Consider the following 19,541-nt stretch of genomic DNA (forward strand, 5'->3'; position numbering starts at 1 on the left):
GAATTGTTAACTCTGCTGCGTTTTGCCGCCGAATCGAGCATTAATCCGCTTCGTCCATCCAACACAGGATGACCGCCTCAAGAATCTTTTCATTAGAACGGTTTGGCTCATCGTCAAACTCATCTAATTCCATGATCCATTGGTGGAGATCGGTAAAACGCACGGTTTTAGGATCGACATCTGGAAACTTGTCACAAAGCTCAATCGCGATGTCGCGAGAATCTGTCCATTTCATTGCTCATCTTCCTTATGCTTCGCCCCTATATTGGGGAGATAGTATTAATGATCTTCTGACGCGTGGTTTAGTGTGTACTTTGGAATCTCTACAACCAAATCTTCGTCTGCAACTTTAGCCTGACAACCAAGACGAGACTCAGGCTCTAGACCCCATGCTTTATCAAGCATGTCATCTTCTAGCTCTTCACTCTCTTCTAACGAGTCAAAACCTTCACGAATGATCACGTGGCAAGTTGTACATGCACATGACTTTTCACATGCATGTTCAATACCGATACCGTTTTTTAGTGCAACATCTAGAACAGTGTCACCAGTGTTTGCTTCCAACACTGCACCTTCTGGGCACAAATCTTCGTGCGGTAATACAATAATCTTAGGCATAACTACTTATCTCTTATATATCATTAACTGACTGACCTGACAGTGCAGCTCGAATTGATTTATCCATACGGCGCGACGCAAAATCTTGGCTTGCTTTGTCGGTATCTTTAATGCCCTGCTCGATGGCATCGGCATCTTCGCCATTACGCAGTTCAATCAGCGCTTCAATTACTTTGATTAAATCTTGCTTTTCTTGCTCAGACAGCAGTTCATCGCCATCCGCTTGCATTGCTGCGATCAAACCTTCAATTACACGATCCGCTTCTACACGCTGCTCAGCTAAAGCACGAGCTTGCATGTCTTCTTTCGCGTAAGTCATCGAATCACGCAGCATATTTGCTACTTCATCATCACTTAGGCCGTAAGATGGCTTCACTTGAATCTCAGATTGAACACCAGTGCTTTTTTCCATTGCTGTAACAGACAATAGACCGTCTGCATCCACTTGGTACGTCACACGAATGTGTGCAGCACCCGCAGCCATAGGAGGAATGCCTTTTAATGAGAAGCGAGCCAGTGAACGACAGTCTTCAACCATCTCACGCTCACCTTGTACAGTGTGCACGCTCATCGCTGTTTGACCATCTTTGAACGTGGTAAATTCTTGTGCGCGAGCCACTGGGATCGTGGTGTTACGAGGAATAATCTTCTCAACCAAGCCGCCCATGGTTTCGATACCAAGAGACAGTGGAATGACGTCAAGGAGCAGCATTTCCGAGTCAGGTTTGTTACCCGCTAGGATATCAGCTTGAATACCCGCGCCGATTGCAACAACTTCATCTGGGTTAATACTTGTCAGTGGTGTACGGCCGAAGAATTCACCTACCATTTCACGTACAAGCAATGTGCGGGTTGAACCGCCAACCATGACCGCTTCAAGTACATCTTCCGCATCTACATCCGCATCTTTCAGCGCACGGCGGCAAGACATTAGAGTTTTCTTCACTAGCGGACGAATCAAATCTTCGAACTGCTCGCGAGTCACTGAACCTTTCCAGCCAAATACATCCACATCAACGCTGTCTTGCTCAGAGAAAGCAATCTTAGTCGCCGTTGCAATGTTCAATAATGCGCGGTTTTTCTCAGCAGAAAGCGGCGCTTCTAGTCCCGCTTGCTCCATCAGGTAATCCGCTAGTAGGTGGTCAAAATCATCACCGCCTAGTGCAGAGTCGCCACCGGTTGCTAATACTTCAAATACGCCTTTTGATAAACGTAGGATAGAGATATCGAATGTACCGCCACCTAGATCGTAAACCGCAATCACGCCCTCTTGACCAGAGTCTAGCCCGTAAGCGATCGCTGCAGCTGTCGGTTCGTTAAGCAGACGCAGCACATGAAGACCTGCCAATTTCGCTGCATCTTTTGTACCAGCGCGTTGAGCGTCATCAAAGTAAGCAGGAACAGTAATAACCACGCCAGCTAACTCACCACCTAGCGTATCTTCAGCACGTTTACCTAACGCTTTAAGAATGTCGGCAGACACTTCAATCGGGTTTTTGTCACCTTGAGCGGTTTGCAGAATTGGCAGACCGTTGTCGCTTTCTTTAAATTGGTAAGGCAAAGATGGGTAGCGAGCTTGAATGTCTTTCAATGAACGGCCGATCAGACGTTTTACCGAGATGATGGTGTTTGCTGGTTCTAGCTCTGCTTTTGCTTTGGCATCGTAACCTACTGACGCAGAATCTTGCGTGTAGTTCACTACTGACGGCAAAATGCTACGGCCTTGCTCGTCTTTCAGCGTGGTCGCGTCGCCACTGCGTACAGAAGCAACCAAAGAGTTGGTGGTACCTAAGTCGATACCCGCTGCTAGCTTATGCTCATGAGGTGCCGAGCTTTGGCCCGGTTCTGCGATTTGAAGTAGTGCCATGATGGGTCCTTGTCGCGCTAACTAGCCGAGGAGCTTGTCTTCAACCAGTTCAATTTCGTTTTTTAGCTTGGCAATGAATTTGAGTTTACGAACTCGGTCAGCGGCTTCAGCCCAAAGACCTTGGTCAAGTTCTTGCTCTACACTCGCCAAATGCTGTTTGTACATTTTGCTGACCTTAGAGTCGAAGTCAAAAAGCGCTGATTCCGGATCAGAGCTGCCAGCAATGTCTTCCAGTTCTTCACGCAGTTCCATTTGCTCCATTAGGAACATTGGGTCTTGCATGGTTTGTTGCTCACCACGAATTTCTGTGCCGTTTTCTGCCAGAATGTATTCAGCGCGAGAGATAGGATGCTTAAGCACTTGATATGCATCGTTGATTTGCGCTGCTTTTTGAACAGCCATCAAACGGTCGCGCTCTGAGGCAGTAGCAAAGTTATCTGGGTGGAAGCGTTTTTGTAGTTCTCGAAACTGAGAAGAAAGAAGGCTACCATCCAGCTGAAACTGACTTGGTAGCCCAAATAATTCAAAGTGATTCATTAAGATCGGGTCCTAGTAAAGCCTTCTGGACTCGTTTGCCCAGAAGGACAGTCAATTAGACGTTGAAGCTTTCACCACAACCACATTCACTTTTTGCGTTAGGGTTGTTGAATTCAAAACCTTCATTCAACCCTTCCTTAACGTAATCCAACTCAGTACCGTCTAGGTATACCAAGCTTTTCTTATCAATGATGATTTTCACTTCAGACAGTTCAAAAACTTCGTCTTCTTCGTTTAGATCATCCACAAACTCAAGAACGTAAGCCATGCCGGAACAGCCTGTCGTCTTCACTCCAAGACGCAAACCGATACCTTTGCCTCGGTTATCTAGGAATGCTTTTACGCGACTCGCCGCTGATTCTGTCATTGTGATGGCCATACTGCACCTTAGTCTGTCTAAATTACGTTTTGGAATGGGAGCGTTTAAGGGCTCCCATTATATACGGAATAATTATTCCTGGTGTTTTTTCTTGTAGTCAGCAACCGCTGCTTTGATTGCGTCTTCCGCTAGGATTGAGCAGTGTACTTTCACAGGTGGAAGCTCTAGCTCTTCTGCAATCTCAGAGTTTTTGATAGACGCCGCTTCGTCAATAGACTTGCCTTTTACCCACTCAGTTACGAGTGAGCTTGAAGCGATTGCACTACCACAACCGTATGTTTTGAATTTCGCGTCTTCAATGATGCCTTCTGGCGTCACTTTGATTTGAAGCTTCATTACGTCACCACAAGCTGGCGCGCCAACCATGCCGCTGCCTACTGATGGGTCTTCTTTATCGAACGAACCAACGTTACGTGGGTTCTCGTAGTGATCAATTACTTTTTCGCTGTATGCCATGATAAATTACCTCGAATCCTCTATTCAGTCCGTGAGATTAATGGTGAGCCCATTCAACAGTGCTCAGATCAACCCCTTCCTTGTACATATCCCATAGAGGAGACATGTCGCGTAGCTTAGTCACTGCAACGCGGATTTGTTCAATTGCGTAATCAATTTCTGCTTCAGTCGTGAAACGACCAAATGAGAAACGTACTGAGCTGTGTGCTAATTCGTCGTCTAGGCCAAGTGCACGAAGAACGTAAGATGGCTCTAGGCTCGCAGATGTACAAGCACTACCAGAAGATACTGCTAGGTCTTTTAGTGACATCAGTAGAGATTCGCCTTCTACGAATGCAAAGCTCACGTTTAGGTTGTGAGGAACACGCTGTTCTAGGTCACCGTTTACCGTTACGGCTTCTAGATCTTTAACGCCATCTAGAAGACGGTTACGAAGTGCTAGTGCGTGATCGTAATCTTTTTGCATGTCTTCTTTTGCCACACGGAACGCTTCACCCATGCCCACGATTTGGTGAGTTGGAAGTGTACCAGAGCGGAAGCCACGCTCATGACCGCCACCGTGCATTTGCGCTTCAAGACGGATACGAGGTTTACGACGAACGTAAAGTGCACCGATTCCTTTAGGGCCGTAAGCTTTGTGCGCAGACAGTGAAATAAGGTCAACTTTCATTTCTTGAACGTCGATTGGCAGTTTGCCTGCAGACTGTGCAGCATCCACATGGAATACAATCTTACGTTCGCGACATAGTTCGCCGATTGCGGTGATGTCTTGGATCACACCAATCTCGTTGTTAACGTGCATGATTGAAACCAAAACAGTGTCTTCACGCATTGCTGCTTGAAGTTTGTTTAGGTCAATCAGACCGTTTGATTCTGGCTCTAGGTAAGTCACTTCAAAGCCTTCGCGCTCTAGTTGACGACATGGGTCAAGAACGGCTTTGTGCTCTGTTTTACAAGTGATTACGTGTTTACCCTTCTTAGAGTAAAAATGAGCAGCACCTTTAATCGCAAGGTTGTCTGACTCGGTCGCACCTGATGTAAATACGATTTCGCGTGGATCTGCATTTAGAAGGTCAGCAATTTGCTCACGAGCAGTATCTACAGCTTCTTCTGCCTGCCAGCCGTAACGGTGCGAACGCGAAGCTGGGTTGCCAAATGTGCCATCCATTGTCATGTACTGAACCATTTTTTCAGCAACACGTGGATCTACTGGACATGTAGCGGAATAATCAAGATAAATCGGCAGTTTCATTCTCTACTCCAATGTAAAATGCAGACCGCTAAGAGCGGACGTTTACACCGATGGGCGCGGCGGTTGTATTTTTGTTTGATAACCCATGAGTCACCGCCAGATCAATGTCCTGACGATCAGAAATTTGTAAGACTTCGTTGTCTGTCATTAGCTCACCGAGCGTAATATTATTCAAGAAATCACTAATACGAGAGCTTAGGTCACGCCATAGGGTGTGAGTTAGGCAACGTGTACCGCCTTGGCAATCTCCTTTACCTTGGCATTTCGTTGCATCAACTGACTCATCAACCGCTGCGATCACTGTACCGATCGCGATACTATGCGCCTCTGCACCTAGGCGGTAACCACCACCTGGACCACGAACGCTGGCTACGAGACCTGCTTTACGCAGTTTTGAAAAGAGCTGCTCTAAGTAAGAGAGCGAGATACCCTGACGCTCTGAAATATCAGCAAGAGGGACTGGGTTTTGTTGCGAGTGCAGTGCCACGTCCAGCATGGCTGTCACCGCATATCTTCCTTTAGATGTAAGTTTCATTCCACACCGTATCCACATAGTTTGTAATGACAAGGATATTCCCATACCTGACTATTTTGGTCAAGTATTTATTTGACTAATTTAGTCAGGTATTCATCCCCACATCTAAAGTGGTTATTATTTGTTCAGAGTTTCTTTTCAATCGCAGTCAAAACACCGCGTAAAATGTTCAACTCTTGCGCCTCTGGTCTTGCTCTTGAGTACAAGCGGCGTAGCTTGTTCATCACCTGACCTGGCTGTTCTTTGTTAATAAATTGGGTCTCCACCATCACCTTTTCAAGGTGTTCAAAGAACATTTCTAGCTCTTTATGACGTGGATATTCTTCAGGCTCACTTGGTGTGTATTGGCTTTGCTCCAAGTTGAGATGTGCAACGCGCACTTCATAACTCAAGGTTTGAACCGCCATTGCCAAGTTTAGCGAGCTGTATTCAGGGTTAGCAGGGATACAAACATGGTAGTGGCACTTCTGCAATTCATCGTTAGTTAGGCCCGTTCTTTCGCGGCCAAATACCAACGCTACTGGATGCTTTTGACCTTCAATAGCGAACTTTTCACCACATTCACGAGGCTCAAGCATCGGCCACTCAAGTGTGCGTGAGCGAGCACTTGAACCGACTACAAGACCGCAATCTTCAATGGCTTCTTCAAGCGTACTTACTATGGCTGCATTTTGTGCAATGTCACCAGCTCCAGCGGCAAGAGCAAGTGTTTGCTCATCCACTTCACATTGTGGATCAACTAATACAAGTTGGCTTAAACCCATAACTTTCATTGCTCGCGCAGCGGAGCCAATGTTGCCTGAATGAGAAGTTCCGACGAGTACGATTTTTACTTGATCCAACATCTGTATTTGCTACCTAAATTAAAACCGAAGGATGTTACCATAATTTTTTTACACACCCTAGGGTGAAGCAGGTTTCTATTCGCATTCTCATCAATTGTTTTCTTCTCTAGCGAGAGAGATATCACGGCGAACTCTTCTTGCGAACAAAAAATAACCACTTCCCTTTTCCCTTGACTCTGGTATACTCGCCGCCGCTTTAAATTGTTCTTTAACATCCGTTGGGAAATTCGTATGCATCCAATGCTAAACATTGCTATTCGCGCTGCGCGAAAAGCAGGCAATCATATTGCTAAATCATTAGAAAACACAGATAAAATTGAATCTACGCTAAAAGGCACTAATGACTTTGTTACTAACGTAGACAAAGAAGCAGAAGCTATCATCATCGATACTATCAAGCACTCTTACCCAGAGCACTGTATCGTTTCTGAAGAAGCTGGTCTTATCGAAGGTAAAGATAAAGACGTACAATGGATCATCGACCCAATGGATGGCACTAATAACTTTGTAAAAGGTTATCCAACTTTCGCAGTATCTATCGCGGTTCGCTTCAAAGGTAAAACTGAAGTAGCTTGTGTATACGATCCAATGCAAAACGAGCTATTCACTGCACAACGTGGTGCTGGCGCTCAACTAAACAACGCTCGTATCCGTGTTACTCAACTTAAAGACCTGCACGGTACTGTTCTAGCGACTGGTTTCCCATTCAAACAGAAGCAACACTCTGAGTCTTACATCAAGATCGTAGGTTCTCTATTCACTGAGTGTGCTGACTTCCGTCGTAGCGGTTGTTCTGCTCTTGACCTATGTTACGTGGCTGCTGGCCGTGTAGATGGTTACTTCGAGCTAGGTCTAAAACCTTGGCAAATGGCTGCAGGCGAACTTATCGCTCGTGAAGCTGGCGCAATCCTAACTGACTTTGCTGGCGGTACTGACTACATGAAGTCTGGTAACATTGTTGCTTCAAGCGCTCGTGGCGTGAAATCTCTTCTTAAGCACGTTCGCGAAAACGGCAACAGCGCGATCCTTAAGTAAGATTCTAAAGTCATGCTAAGCCCGTCACGCTGATGACTTTTGAATAGCCCCGCTCATTGAGCGGGGCTTTTTTATATCTGAAATTCACTAACCAGTTCAAACGCCACTTAAGCAAGTTTCTTCAGGCATAAAAAAACCGCTGACTGCTCAGCGGTTTTTGTTTTCGGTTCTCAATCTGCCTTATGGCATCTCGTCGAACTCAGCACCTTCTTTTTCTACTTGAGGTGGCATCAAGTGCTCTTTCTGGATACCCAGTTTCAGCGCTAGTGCTGATGCTACATAGATAGAAGAGTAAGTACCTACCGTGATACCAAGTAGAAGTGCGGTTGCGAAGCCGTGAATCATCGCACCACCCTGCATGAACAGTGCAATTACTACGAACAAGGTTGTACCCGACGTAATCAATGTACGGCTCAATGTTTGAGTGATTGAAGCGTCCATGATGTCCGAAGGTTCACCCTTACGCATCTTACGGAAGTTTTCACGAATCCGGTCGAATACAACGATGGTATCGTTGAGCGAGTAACCGACTACCGTTAGTAGCGCCGCTACGATGGTAAGGTCAACTTCGATTTGCATAAGTGAGAAGACACCCAGCGTGATGATGATATCGTGTGCTAGTGCCATTACCGCACCAGCCGCTAGACGCCATTCGAATCGCATCGATACGTAGATCAGGATACAGATTAGCGATACAAGAATCGCTAGACCGCCCGCTTCTGTTAGCTCATCACCAACGTTTGGACCTACGAATTCAATACGACGCATTTCTACGCTTTCGCCCGTACCTTCTTTGATAGCACCAATGATTTGGTTACCTAGTGTTTCACCAGACATATCATCACGAGGACGAAGACGAACCATTACATCGCGAGCACTACCAAAGTTTTGTACCGTCGCATCGCCGAAGCCTTTTGAATCTAGTGCTGCACGAATCTCTTCAAGGTTTGCTGGTTGTTCAAAACCCACCTCGATAAGCGTACCGCCAGTAAAGTCTAGGCCCCAGTTCAACCATTTGGTTGATAGCGTGAAGATAGAAGCAGCGATCATAACGATAGAGAATACGAACGCGACTTTCGACCAACGCATAAAGCCGATCGTGTTTTCTGCTTTTAGAATTTGAAACATATTAATTCCCAGCCTTAGATCGACAATTTATCAACGCGCTTGCCACCGTAAATCAGGTTCACGATACAACGTGTACCCACAATAGCGGTGAACATTGAAGTTAGGATACCGATAGATAGTGTTACCGCGAAACCTTTCACCGCACCTGTACCCACTGCGAATAGAATGATTGCAGTGATAAGTGTTGTGATGTTCGCATCGGCAATGGTACTGAATGCGTTAGCGTAACCTTGGTGAATCGCTTGCTGTGGACTGCGTCCATCTCGAAGTTCTTCACGGATACGCTCAAATATCAGCACGTTCGCATCGACCGCCATACCGACGGTTAATACAATACCGGCAATACCTGGCAGCGTCATGGTAGCGCCTGGAATCATCGACATAACACCAATGATAAGAACCAAGTTGGCCATCAACGCGATGTTAGCAATCAGACCGAAACCACGGTAGTAAAGCAGCGTAAACAGCATTACAGCAACCATACCCCAGATACATGCTTGGATACCCATATCGATGTTTTGCTGACCCATTGATGGACCAATGGTACGTTCTTCAACGATAGAGATAGGTGCGATCAGTGCACCAGCACGTAGTAGAAGTGCTAGGTTGTGCGCTTCTGCAGCAGAGTCGATACCAGTGATACGGAAGTTACGACCTAGAGCCGATTGAATCGTTGCTTGGTTGATAACTTCTTCATGCTTATCAAGAATAACTTTGCCTTCAGGCGTACGACGACCACTGTCTTTGTATTCTGCAAATACGGTAGCCATTAGCTTACCGATGTTCTTCTTAGAGAACGCAGACATTTTGTTACCACCTTCGCTGTCTAGCGAGATGTTAACTTGTGGACGACCATATTCATCAACACTTGAGCTTGCATCCGTGATGCTTTGACCACCAAGAATAACGCGCTTCTTAAGCACAACTGGGCGACCATCACGGTCCATCTTGATTTCGCTACCTGCTGGCGCGCGACCATTTGCCGCCGCTGATAGGTCAGCTTTATCGTCAACTTCACGGAACTCTAGTGTTGCCGTAGCACCTAGAATTTCCTTCGCACGAGCTGTGTCTTGAACACCAGGTAGCTCAACTACGATGCGGCTAGCACCTTGACGTTGAACCAATGGTTCAGCAACACCCAGTTCGTTAACACGGTTACGAAGAATCGTGATGTTTTGTTCAACTGCGTAGTTACGTATCTCTTGTAAACGTTGCTCGGTAAAGGTGGCAATCAACGCGTAACGACCATTAGAATCAGAGTCGACAAAGTTCATGTCTGGGTGATTCTTTTCTAGCGTTGCTTTCGCTTCCGCTAGTTGCTCCTCGTTACGTAGCAATACTTCCACACCTTCTGTACCAGAAGGACGGATTGCACGGTAACGGATCTTAGCTTCACGAAGTTCGCTACGGAAAGCTTCTTCTTGTTGACCAACCAACTTCTCCATCGCCGCGTCCATGTCGACTTCCATTAGGAAGTGAACACCACCACGTAGGTCAAGACCTAGCTTAAGTGGCGACGCACCGATTGCTTCTAGCCAATCTGGCGTAGCAGGAGCAAGGTTTAATGCAACAATTTTATCTTGGCCAAGCGCTTCGCTGATGATATCGCGGGCACTGATTTGAGTGTCAGTGTCATTGAAACGAACAAGGATTGATCCATTCTCGAGAGCAATGGATTTATGAGAGAGTTGCTCTTTATCAAGAGCTTTGGTGACAGCATCCAGCGTTGACATATCTACAGAGGCGCCACGCGCCCCTGTAACTTGAATAGCCGGATCTTCACCGTAGATATTTGGAAGTGCGTACAACGCAGCGGTGATGATGGCAAAAAATACCATCAAGTACTTCCATAATGGATAACGGTTTAGCACAGCGAGGATCCTTTAGCTGTTTTATAGAGACTTCAGCGTACCTTTTGGTAGCACTGCAGTTACGAAGTCTTTCTTGATTACAACTTCATTGTTTGCGTTTAGCTCAATTGAAATGAAATCGTTGTCTTCAGCGATCTTAGTGATTTTACCCACTAGGCCACCGCTTGTTAGAACTTCATCACCTTTGCCCATAGAAGACATTAGGTTCTTGTGTTCTTTAACACGCTTAGATTGTGGGCGGTAGATCATGAAGTAGAAGATCACCGCGAACATGCCTAGCATGATTAGCATTTCAAAACCGCCGCCTGCTGGTGCGCCTTCTGCTGCTGCGTGAGCTTGAGAAATAAACATTAAAACATCCTCATTATATTTTATTGATAATCCAACAAGTTGGGCTTTCGTAATTTAGATTCAAGTTTGAGAGTGAGTAATAGAGATCACCTTCTCAAAAATAACGTACGTTAGCCTACTTTATTAGCAAAAGCCTCTGGCAACATGCCAAAGGCTTTAATTCTTTTAATCTGTCAATTACTGCTCTTTTGCTAGCGGTGGTACTTCACGACCACGACGCTCATAGAACTCAGTAACGAACTCATCGAAACGATCTTCATCAATCGCCTTACGAATGCTTTCCATCAGACGCTGGTAGTAGCGCAGGTTGTGGATAGTGTTCAGACGAGCACCTAGGATTTCGTTACAACGCTCTAGGTGGTGAAGGTACGATTTGCTGTAGTGCTGACAAGTGTAACAGTCACAATGCGGATCTAGCGGAGTTGTATCCGTTTTATGTTTCGCATTACGGATCTTGATCACACCACCAGTCACAAATAGGTGACCATTACGCGCGTTACGCGTTGGCATTACACAGTCAAACATGTCGATACCACGACGAACACCTTCAACCAAGTCTTCCGGCTTGCCTACGCCCATTAGGTAACGAGGCTTATCTTCTGGAAGCTGTGGACATGTGTGCTCAAGAATACGGTGCATGTCTTCTTTCGGTTCGCCTACTGCAAGGCCACCAACTGCGTAGCCATCAAAGTCGATTTCTGTCAGACCTTTGATAGACACATCACGTAGATCTTCGTAAACACCACCTTGAACGATACCAAATAGGTTGTTCGGGTTTTCTAGCTTATCGAAGTGATCACGTGAGCGTTGTGCCCAACGTAGTGACATTTCCATCGATTTTTTCGCTTCGTTGTGTGTCGCTGGGTATGGCGTACACTCGTCGAAGATCATTACGATGTCAGAACCTAGGTCTTTTTGGATTTCCATAGACTTTTCAGCGTCCATGAAAATCTTGTCACCGTTTACAGGGCTACGGAAGTGAACACCTTTCTCAGTGATCTTACGCATTTTGCCTAGACTGAATACTTGGAAACCGCCTGAATCGGTAAGAATAGGACCGTGCCAGTTCATGAAATCGTGCAGGTCACCGTGCATTTTCATCACTTCTTGACCAGGACGTAGCCATAGGTGGAAAGTGTTACCTAGCAAGATTTCTGCGCCAGTACCTTTCACTTCTTCTGGTGTCATGCCTTTAACAGTACCGTAAGTACCTACTGGCATGAACGCAGGAGTTTGAACAGTGCCACGTTCGAAGGTCAGTTGACCACGACGCGCATTGCCGTTTTTCTTCTTAAGATCGAATTTTAATTTCACGATGCCTCCGGGTGTCAGAGAAACAGTCTGACTATGTATCCAGGGTGGTAAACCCTATTTTAAGGAGCGGTCGCTTTTCCGTGCGAGAGACAAAGCAGAGATTCCGCTTTATTTCCTAGCTTACTGCTAGCACTCGTAAATCGTTAGTTTTCTCCCCCTCCTAGTCTCCCCTCTTTTTTGATTGGAGGGCTAGGGAGGGGTTAAAACATTATGCGGTCTTCTTTTTAATAAACATTGAATCACCGTACGAGAAGAAGCGGTATTTGTTTTCCACCGCGTGCTTGTAAGCATTCATGGTGTTCTCGTAACCTGCAAACGCACTTACCAACATGATCAGGGTTGATTCAGGTAAGTGGAAGTTGGTGATCAAGCAATCCACCAGCTGGTACTCGTAACCAGGGTAGATAAATATTTCAGTATCGCCAAAGAATGGAACCAGTTCTGTGCCTTTCTTGAGTGCGTCTTGCGCTGCACTTTCTAGTGAACGAACAGACGTTGTACCTACAGCGATGATGCGACCACCGCGCGTCTTAGTTGCGTTAATCGCATCCACTACGTCTTGTGGTACTTCAACGTATTCTGCGTGCATGTGGTGATCGTTGATGTCATCCACTTTAACTGGCTGGAACGTACCCGCACCTACGTGCAGAGTGACGTACGCAAACTCTGCGCCTTTCGCTTTGATTTTCTCAAGTAGAACATCATCAAAGTGAAGACCCGCCGTCGGTGCTGCAACCGCACCTGGCTTTTGGTTATAAACCGTTTGGTAACGCTCTTTATCCGCGTCTTCATCTGGGCGGTCGATGTATGGAGGAAGTGGCATGTGACCAATTTCTTCCAGAATCTCGAGTACCGTCTTATCAGAGTTAAATTTCAGCTCAAACAGTGCGTCGTGACGAGCGACCATTTGCGCTGAGTATTCATCGTTCTCACCAACCAAGATCGTTGTGCCTGGTTTTGGCGATTTAGAACAACGAACGTGCGCCAGAATGCTTTTCTCGTCGAGCATGCGCTCCACTAACACTTCTAGCTTACCGCCTGATTCTTTACGACCAAACAAACGCGCAGGAATAACGCGAGTATTGTTGAAAACCACTAGGTCACCGGCTTGAACTTGCTCCAGCACATCGGTAAACGTGCCATCAATAAGTTCACCAGTATTGCCGTCCATTTGCAGCAGTCGGCTAGCGGTACGCTCTGGTTGAGGGTAGCGAGCGATGAGTTCATCTGGAAGGTCGAAATGGAAATCTGATACTTGCATGTTACTTGTCTTATCTATTGGTCAAATCACGTCAAAGACGACGATAAAATTGCGACGAGTTTTTCGCAGCAGACTAGTATATGTTTACATGCTGCAATAGCAAGCAAATCCCCTTCGATTGACTGTAAAAGCTTTCACTAAGAGTGTAATAAAACGTGAAAGACGCAGAATAGACACACATAAAAAAGTAGCGGAGTTTAATGTACAAATTTGTGCAACGCATTCAACTCGGTCAGTCAGAAATATAGCCAAAGCTAACTCAACGCTCTCTTGCCCCCTAAGCTAAAAACAAACTCATCAATAGCAAGTGCCATATACTATATTGAAAGTGAGCCTTTGCTCTTTGAACATTGATTGAGGTAAGTATGAAGATGTTAACTATGGCGTTAAGTGCTGCCGTACTCGTGTTTTCTTCCGGTACACTCGCAAACTCTAACCACCAGAAAATCACCGCAATGCAACAAGCGTGTGACTTAAAGCAGGTCCCTCGTTTATGTGCGGTCAACCTTCCTGATAAAAGCTATATCGGCCGATGTGTAGACGCGAAAGTTTATGGTCTTATCTGTGTGCATTTCAAGCAACGTTAAGAGTAACCAAAGCTAAGGTTTCAACGCCTTAGCTTTGGTTATTTATGATAGCGCTTACATCCTCAACTCCCCAAAATGAGTAGCTGGAATTATGGAAAACACCAGTTCATTTTCACCTCTGATTGATCTCCATCTAATCGTTTTATTTTATTAGTGAAAAACGAGTTAGCTCCCAGATATACAGCAAAATATTCTCTATATTTAAGAGAAGGACAATGCCGCTGGAGGTCTCTATGATCAAGGTTGAAGACATGATGACTCGCAACCCTCATACCTTGCTGCGTGAGCACACATTACGTGACGCAAAAAGTATGATGGAAGCGCTTGATATTCGACATATTCCGGTTGTTGATGCCAATAAACACCTAAAAGGCTTGGTGACTCAACGCGATATTCTTGCCGCACAAGAATCCTGCTTGCACCCAGATGAGGCTGAACAATCTTTTACCCTCGACACGCCGCTTTACCAAATGATGCACACCAACATCATGACCGCTGAACCAAGAGCAGGTTTAAAGGAAAGCGCAATCTATATGCAAAAGCACAAAGTTGGTTGTTTACCTGTGGTCAATAAAGGTCACTTGGTGGGCATCATCACCGATACAGACTTTGTAACCATTGCGATTAACTTGTTAGAACTGCAAGAAGAAACAGAACCAGAAGAAATCGAAGCAGAGTAATAAGCAACAAAACGTTAGTTGCTCAGATTACAGGCAAAAAAAAGAGCGGCTCAATCGCCGCTCAAAGATGTCATTACTAACGTAGTAATTGTGGACTCTATGCTGATTAGAATTGGTCTTCTTCAGTAGAACCTGTCAGTGCTGTCACTGATGAGTTACCACCTTGGATTGTATTGGTCATTCTATCGAAGTAACCCGTACCAACCTCTTGTTGGTGCGCTACGAACGTGTAGCCTTTTTCTGCCGCTTCAAACTCAGGACGCTGAACCTTCTCAACATAATGACGCATGCCTTCGCCTTGTGCGTAAGCGTGTGCCAGTTCGAACATGTTGAACCACATGTTGTGAATACCTGCTAGCGTGATGAACTGGTACTTGTAGCCCATGTTAGCCAGCTCTTGTTGGAACTTAGCAATGGTTTCTGCGTCTAGATTCTTCTCCCAGTTGAATGAAGGCGAACAGTTGTATGCCAACAGTTGGTCTGGGTACTCTGCATGAATCGCTTCTGCAAACTTGCGTGCTTCTTCTAGACATGGCGTTGCTGTTTCACACCAGATTAGATCCGCATAAGGCGCGTAAGCTAGACCACGAGAGATAGCTTGGTCGATACCTGCACGTACACGGTAGAAACCTTCTTGAGTACGCTCACCTTCGATGAAGTCTTTATCGTATGGGTCACAGTCAGATGTTAGTAGGTCTGCTGCGTTTGCATCGGTACGTGCGATTACTAGTGTTGTCGTGCCAGCAACGTCCGCTGCTAGGCGAGCTGCTACCAGTTTTTGCACTGCTTCTTGAGTTGGAACCAGTACTTTACCGCCCATGTGACCACACTTCTTCACGGATGCCAGTTGGTCTTCAAAGTGAACACCTGCCGCACCAGCGTCGATCATCGATTTCATTAGCTCGTAAGCGTTCAATACACCACCAAAGCCTGCTTCCGCATCCGCTACGATTGGTAGGAAGTAATCAATACCGCCTTCGTCTTCTGGTGACTTACCTGCTGACCATTGAATTTGGTCTGCACGACGGAATGAGTTGTTGATGCGTTTTACTACCGACGGTACAGAATCTACTGGGTACAGAGATTGGTCTGGGTACATCGTCGAAGCGGTGTTGTTATCCGCCGCTACCTGCCAACCTGATAGGTAAATCGCTTCAATACCCGCTTTCGCTTGCTGTACGGCTTGACCACCTGTCAGTGCACCAAGACAGTTTACGTAGCCTTTCTTGGAACTACCGTTGACCAGTGACCAAAGTTTGTCAGCACCACGTTGTGCGATTGTGTTCGCAGGCACCATAGAGCCACGCAGTTCTACTACTTCTTCTGCTGTGTAAGTGCGCTTTACGTTTTTCCAGCGTGGGTTGGTTGCCCAATCTTTTTCCAGAGCTTCAATTTGTTGGCGGCGAGTTAAGTTAGTCATTGGTCTATCCCTCTTATAATGTGCACTTGTGCATGTGCGTTGAGTTTTCCGTTCTCAGGCAGTACATCCTTATCTGCCTCGAATCCTTCACGTATTGGTTAAATAAACATGTATTAGTTAAATAAATTGAGTGTTCTAAATCTTTGGGTTAATCCAAGTAGTCATAACCTGGAATGGTTAAAAAGTTGGTCAGTTCATCGCTGATGGTGAGCCTTGCCATCAAGTCTGCCGCTTCTTCAAATCGACCTGCTTGGTAACGCTGCTCGCCAATTTCTTGCTTCACGACTTCAATCTCTTCTTTCAGATAGAGTTCGAACAGCTCTTTAGTGACCTTCAATCCGTTGTCGAGCGACTTGCCGTGTTGAATCCATTGCCAGATAGAAGCGCGGGAGATTTCTGCCGTTGCTGCGTCTTCCATCAGTCCGTAAATCGGCACACAACCGTTGCCAGAGATCCAAGCTTCGATGTATTGCAGCGCAACGCGGATGTTGTGACGCATACCTTCTTCTGAGCGTTCACCTTCGCACGGTTCAAGCAGCTCTGCGGCGGTGATTGGTGCGTCTTCTGAGCGGCTCACATCCAATTGGTTGGTGCGCTGCCCCAATGTGGCACTGAACACTTCCATTGCGGTGTCTGCCAATCCCGGATGAGCAACCCAAGTACCGTCATGACCGTTGTTAGCTTCTAGCGATTTATCGTTGTGGATCTTATCCAGTACTTTTTGGTTTTCTTGTGGGTCTTTAGCCGGAATAAAGGCTGCCATGCCGCCCATCGCAAATGCGCCACGTTTATGACAAGTGCGCACCAATAATCTTGAGTAAGCGTTGAGGAATGGCTTGTCCATGGTCACCACTTGGCGATCCGGAAGTACGCGATCTGGGTGGTTTTTCAGTGTTTTGATGTAGCTAAAGATGTAATCCCAGCGACCACAGTTCAAACCAACGATGTGCTCTTTGAGTGAGAACAGAATCTCATCCATTTCGAATACGGCTGGTAAGGTTTCAATCAGTACAGTCGCTTTAATGGTGCCTGTATCCAAGCCAAAATACTCTTCGGTGAAATGGAACACTTCGCTCCACCACTTCGCTTCATGATGCGATTGCAGTTTTGGAATGTAGAAGTAAGGACCGCTTCCCTTTTTCAGTAGCGCTTTGTAGTTGTTGTAGAAGTACAGAGCGAAATCAAATAGCGCACCTGGAATGATCTGACCGTGCCACGTTACGTGTTTTTCTTTTAAATGCAGTCCGCGAACACGGCAGATCAACACCGCTGGGTCTTCTGCCAGCTGATAGTGTTTGCCATTGCCAGAGTTGGTGTAGCTGATGGTGCCATTAACAGCGTCGCGCAGGTTGATTTGACCATCCAGAACTTTACTCCATGCAGGGGACATCGAATCTTCGAAATCTGCCATGAACACTTTTACATTCGCATTCAGTGCGTTAATCACCATCTTGCGATCAGTCGGTCCTGTAATCTCCACTCGGCGATCTTGCAGATCTTGCGGGATTCCAAGGATCTTCCAGCTTCCTTCACGAATGTCTTGTGTCTCTGGTAGAAAGTCTGGCAATTCACCAACGTCGATGCGTGCTTGCTTCTCTTCTCGTGCTTCCAGCAACTGTTCAACACGTCCGGCAAACTTTTCACACAGTAGAGATAAAAAGGTTTGGGCTTCAACAGGGAAAATTGCTTGATGGTCAGGAGCAACGACTCCATTCACCTCAAGCATGCCTTGGGTTTGCTTTAGTTGTTGTGTTTTTTGTTCTGTCTGAGCAAGCATAATCATTCATCCTTAACGTGCTTTATCCATCTTGGGCAGTCAGCCTAAAGCTACATTTGTAAGTTATGAACAACAAATTATATCCTTCGATTTGGTGTTCACTTCGCTTCGTTGTGTCTATACCTTGCGCAACCTGAATTGCTTTTTCAATCTAGACATAAGTCTTACAAGCCTTAATTAAGCTAACCCAACAAAGGTTTAAGCGAAACCCCTCAAGTAAACAAAACGTTAAATTCAAAGTTTTATTCGGTATCAAACAAGTGTTTGATTTTTGAGTTCAATTTGCAAGTTATTACGTAATTAAATTACATTAAATTTACAGGTTATTTTTAAATTCAAACAAGCGTATGAATAGTGAGGCAGGAGAAAAACCCTTGTATTCACAAGGGCTAGGAAGAGGAAATTAAACGCGACTTAAACGCGTTACACAGGCAGTTGTGTAAAATTAACATTGTGAAATTTCACTATTTTATGAAAGCTTCATGAAAGTTCATCTGTAAAATTTTACAAGTCAAAGTTCACGCGCAGAATAAAATGCTAAAAAGCGCACTATTTCTAGTGCGCTTTTTGATATTAGATCGGGAGTAGCAGGCTAATACTAATAGCTAAAGCAGTTCAGAGACGACTTCTGCCAATTGATTGAAAGTGTTTGATCGTGACGAGCTCGGACGCCAAACCAAACCAATATCGCGATATGCTTGCTGACCAGGAGGGTCGATCACCACCAAGTTCTGGTTGTGTAGCAAACCATGATCAATCGCCATTTGCGGGATAAACGTGGTGCCCAGACCATTCGCCACCATTTGCACCAATGTATGAAGACTGGTTGCGGTGAATGGGTTGATCTTCTCTTTGTCCGTCAACTTACATGCTGAAACCGCGTGCTCTGTAAGACAGTGCTCTTTCTCTAATAAGAAGACGGATTCATCTGGCAAGTCTGCATAACGGATCGGCACAGGTACGGAATCCGCTTGATTGGCGCTGATCACCATGCGGAATGGGTCTTGCCCCACCACTCGACTTTCCATTCCCTCTATTTCTACTGGCAGAGCCAGAATCAATACGTCCAATTCACCGTGGCGAAGTGCTTGTAGCAAGTTAGTCGTCGTATCTTCTCTTAATAGAAGGTTTAATTGAGGGAAGCGGTAGTTCACCTCTTGAACAAGGTCGCACAATAAGAAAGGAGCAATGGTCGGAATACAGCCTACTTTAAGCTGCCCTTCCATATCATCGCCTTGGCATAAACGCCCCAGCTCAACAAGATCTTGCCCTTTGGCGAGAAGTTCTCGACCATGCTGCACTACCATCTCACCAGCTTGGGTGAAAACCAATGGGCTTTTTTTATCTTTCTTTTCGTAAAGCGGACAACCAATCAATTCTTCAAGGTTTTGGATGCCTTTACTTAAAGTAGATTGACTGACAAAACAACGCTCAGCAGCATCACTAAAATGTCGAGTTTCGTGCAGAGTGACCAAATAGTGTAACTGCTTCAAGCTAGGCCATTTATTCATAATTCTATTTGTATCTATTGCTGTTCCAGTGATCGAGATAATAGTTTCGGTGTTATCGCTTTTTTCGATGAACTCAATCTATTTATTTCGCTTTTTTCAATACTACAATCTGTACTA

20 protein-coding genes are annotated in these 19,541 nt (G+C 45.6%); 3 read left to right on the plus strand and 17 right to left on the minus strand.

Annotation, left to right across the window (positions count from 1 at the left end; genetic code table 11):
• Positions 1–40 precede the first annotated feature (40 nt).
• From iscX to trmJ, 9 genes are all read right to left on the minus strand, one after another.
• Positions 41–235 carry a Fe-S cluster assembly protein IscX gene (gene iscX / locus H735_RS23980; protein ID WP_009705578.1) on the minus strand — a complete coding sequence of 65 codons (195 nt, stop codon included), beginning with the start codon at positions 233–235 and terminating at the stop codon, positions 41–43.
• Between the two features lie 44 nt (positions 236–279).
• The gene (gene fdx / locus H735_RS23985) at positions 280–618 is read right to left on the minus strand and encodes an ISC system 2Fe-2S type ferredoxin (protein ID WP_005424889.1); all 339 of its coding nucleotides are present in this window, start codon (positions 616–618) and stop codon (positions 280–282) included.
• A gap of 13 nt (positions 619–631) precedes the next feature.
• Positions 632–2,485, minus strand: coding sequence for a Fe-S protein assembly chaperone HscA (gene hscA / locus H735_RS23990; RefSeq protein ID WP_005440313.1), 1,854 nt, complete (start codon positions 2,483–2,485; stop codon positions 632–634).
• 21 nt (positions 2,486–2,506) lie between these two features.
• The gene (hscB, locus tag H735_RS23995; RefSeq protein WP_009705577.1) at positions 2,507–3,022 is read right to left on the minus strand and encodes a co-chaperone HscB; all 516 of its coding nucleotides are present in this window, start codon (positions 3,020–3,022) and stop codon (positions 2,507–2,509) included.
• Between the two features lie 55 nt (positions 3,023–3,077).
• Positions 3,078–3,401: an iron-sulfur cluster assembly protein IscA gene (iscA, locus tag H735_RS24000; RefSeq protein WP_005440317.1), complete on the minus strand. Its 324-nt coding sequence runs from the start codon at positions 3,399–3,401 to the stop codon at positions 3,078–3,080.
• A gap of 72 nt (positions 3,402–3,473) precedes the next feature.
• A complete protein-coding gene (iscU, locus tag H735_RS24005; RefSeq protein ID WP_005424883.1) occupies positions 3,474–3,857 on the minus strand; it encodes a Fe-S cluster assembly scaffold IscU in 384 nt (127 codons plus the stop codon).
• A 37-nt stretch (positions 3,858–3,894) separates the two neighbouring features.
• A complete protein-coding gene (locus H735_RS24010) occupies positions 3,895–5,109 on the minus strand; it encodes an IscS subfamily cysteine desulfurase (protein WP_009705575.1) in 1,215 nt (404 codons plus the stop codon).
• Positions 5,110–5,137: 28 nt separating this feature from the next.
• Positions 5,138–5,644, minus strand: coding sequence for a Fe-S cluster assembly transcriptional regulator IscR (iscR, locus tag H735_RS24015; protein WP_027726597.1), 507 nt, complete (start codon positions 5,642–5,644; stop codon positions 5,138–5,140).
• A 125-nt stretch (positions 5,645–5,769) separates the two neighbouring features.
• Positions 5,770–6,489: a tRNA (cytosine(32)/uridine(32)-2'-O)-methyltransferase TrmJ gene (gene trmJ, locus H735_RS24020; RefSeq protein ID WP_020194983.1), complete on the minus strand. Its 720-nt coding sequence runs from the start codon at positions 6,487–6,489 to the stop codon at positions 5,770–5,772.
• Positions 6,490–6,720: 231 nt separating this feature from the next.
• On the opposite strand from trmJ, the gene suhB reads away from it, so the two are divergent.
• Positions 6,721–7,524 carry an inositol-1-monophosphatase gene (suhB, locus tag H735_RS24025; protein WP_005440321.1) on the plus strand — a complete coding sequence of 268 codons (804 nt, stop codon included), beginning with the start codon at positions 6,721–6,723 and terminating at the stop codon, positions 7,522–7,524.
• 180 nt (positions 7,525–7,704) lie between these two features.
• Here suhB and secF read toward each other — a convergent pair whose 3' ends face one another.
• From secF to queA, 5 genes are all read right to left on the minus strand, one after another.
• The gene (secF, locus tag H735_RS24030) at positions 7,705–8,652 is read right to left on the minus strand and encodes a protein translocase subunit SecF (protein WP_005440322.1); all 948 of its coding nucleotides are present in this window, start codon (positions 8,650–8,652) and stop codon (positions 7,705–7,707) included.
• A gap of 14 nt (positions 8,653–8,666) precedes the next feature.
• Positions 8,667–10,523 (minus strand): protein translocase subunit SecD, encoded by a 1,857-nt coding sequence (secD, locus tag H735_RS24035; RefSeq protein ID WP_080637354.1) that lies wholly within the window; start codon positions 10,521–10,523, stop codon positions 8,667–8,669.
• A 21-nt stretch (positions 10,524–10,544) separates the two neighbouring features.
• A complete protein-coding gene (gene yajC, locus H735_RS24040) occupies positions 10,545–10,874 on the minus strand; it encodes a preprotein translocase subunit YajC (protein WP_005424903.1) in 330 nt (109 codons plus the stop codon).
• A gap of 177 nt (positions 10,875–11,051) precedes the next feature.
• Positions 11,052–12,188, minus strand: a complete 1,137-nt coding sequence (gene tgt / locus H735_RS24045; RefSeq protein ID WP_020194982.1) for a tRNA guanosine(34) transglycosylase Tgt — start codon at positions 12,186–12,188, stop codon at positions 11,052–11,054.
• 208 nt (positions 12,189–12,396) lie between these two features.
• A complete protein-coding gene (gene queA, locus H735_RS24050) occupies positions 12,397–13,449 on the minus strand; it encodes a tRNA preQ1(34) S-adenosylmethionine ribosyltransferase-isomerase QueA (protein ID WP_020194981.1) in 1,053 nt (350 codons plus the stop codon).
• 365 nt (positions 13,450–13,814) lie between these two features.
• Between queA and H735_RS24055 the strand changes: the two genes are divergently transcribed.
• Together H735_RS24055 and H735_RS24060 are read left to right on the plus strand one after the other, a co-directional pair.
• Complete coding sequence (locus H735_RS24055) at positions 13,815–14,036, plus strand: hypothetical protein (RefSeq protein WP_020194980.1); 222 nt, start codon at positions 13,815–13,817, stop codon at positions 14,034–14,036.
• Positions 14,037–14,269: 233 nt separating this feature from the next.
• Positions 14,270–14,716, plus strand: coding sequence for a CBS domain-containing protein (locus H735_RS24060; protein ID WP_009705566.1), 447 nt, complete (start codon positions 14,270–14,272; stop codon positions 14,714–14,716).
• 106 nt (positions 14,717–14,822) lie between these two features.
• Here H735_RS24060 and aceA read toward each other — a convergent pair whose 3' ends face one another.
• From aceA to H735_RS24075, 3 genes are all read right to left on the minus strand, one after another.
• Positions 14,823–16,136 carry an isocitrate lyase gene (gene aceA, locus H735_RS24065; RefSeq protein WP_005440333.1) on the minus strand — a complete coding sequence of 438 codons (1,314 nt, stop codon included), beginning with the start codon at positions 16,134–16,136 and terminating at the stop codon, positions 14,823–14,825.
• Between the two features lie 148 nt (positions 16,137–16,284).
• Positions 16,285–17,913, minus strand: a complete 1,629-nt coding sequence (gene aceB, locus H735_RS24070; RefSeq protein ID WP_020194979.1) for a malate synthase A — start codon at positions 17,911–17,913, stop codon at positions 16,285–16,287.
• Between the two features lie 605 nt (positions 17,914–18,518).
• Entirely contained in the window at positions 18,519–19,424 is a 906-nt protein-coding gene (locus H735_RS24075) for a hydrogen peroxide-inducible genes activator (protein ID WP_005440336.1), read from the minus strand.
• Between the last annotated feature and the right edge of the window lie 117 nt (positions 19,425–19,541).

The organism is Vibrio owensii CAIM 1854 = LMG 25443, from assembly GCF_000817815.1.
Classification (GTDB): Bacteria; Pseudomonadota; Gammaproteobacteria; order Enterobacterales; family Vibrionaceae; genus Vibrio; species Vibrio owensii.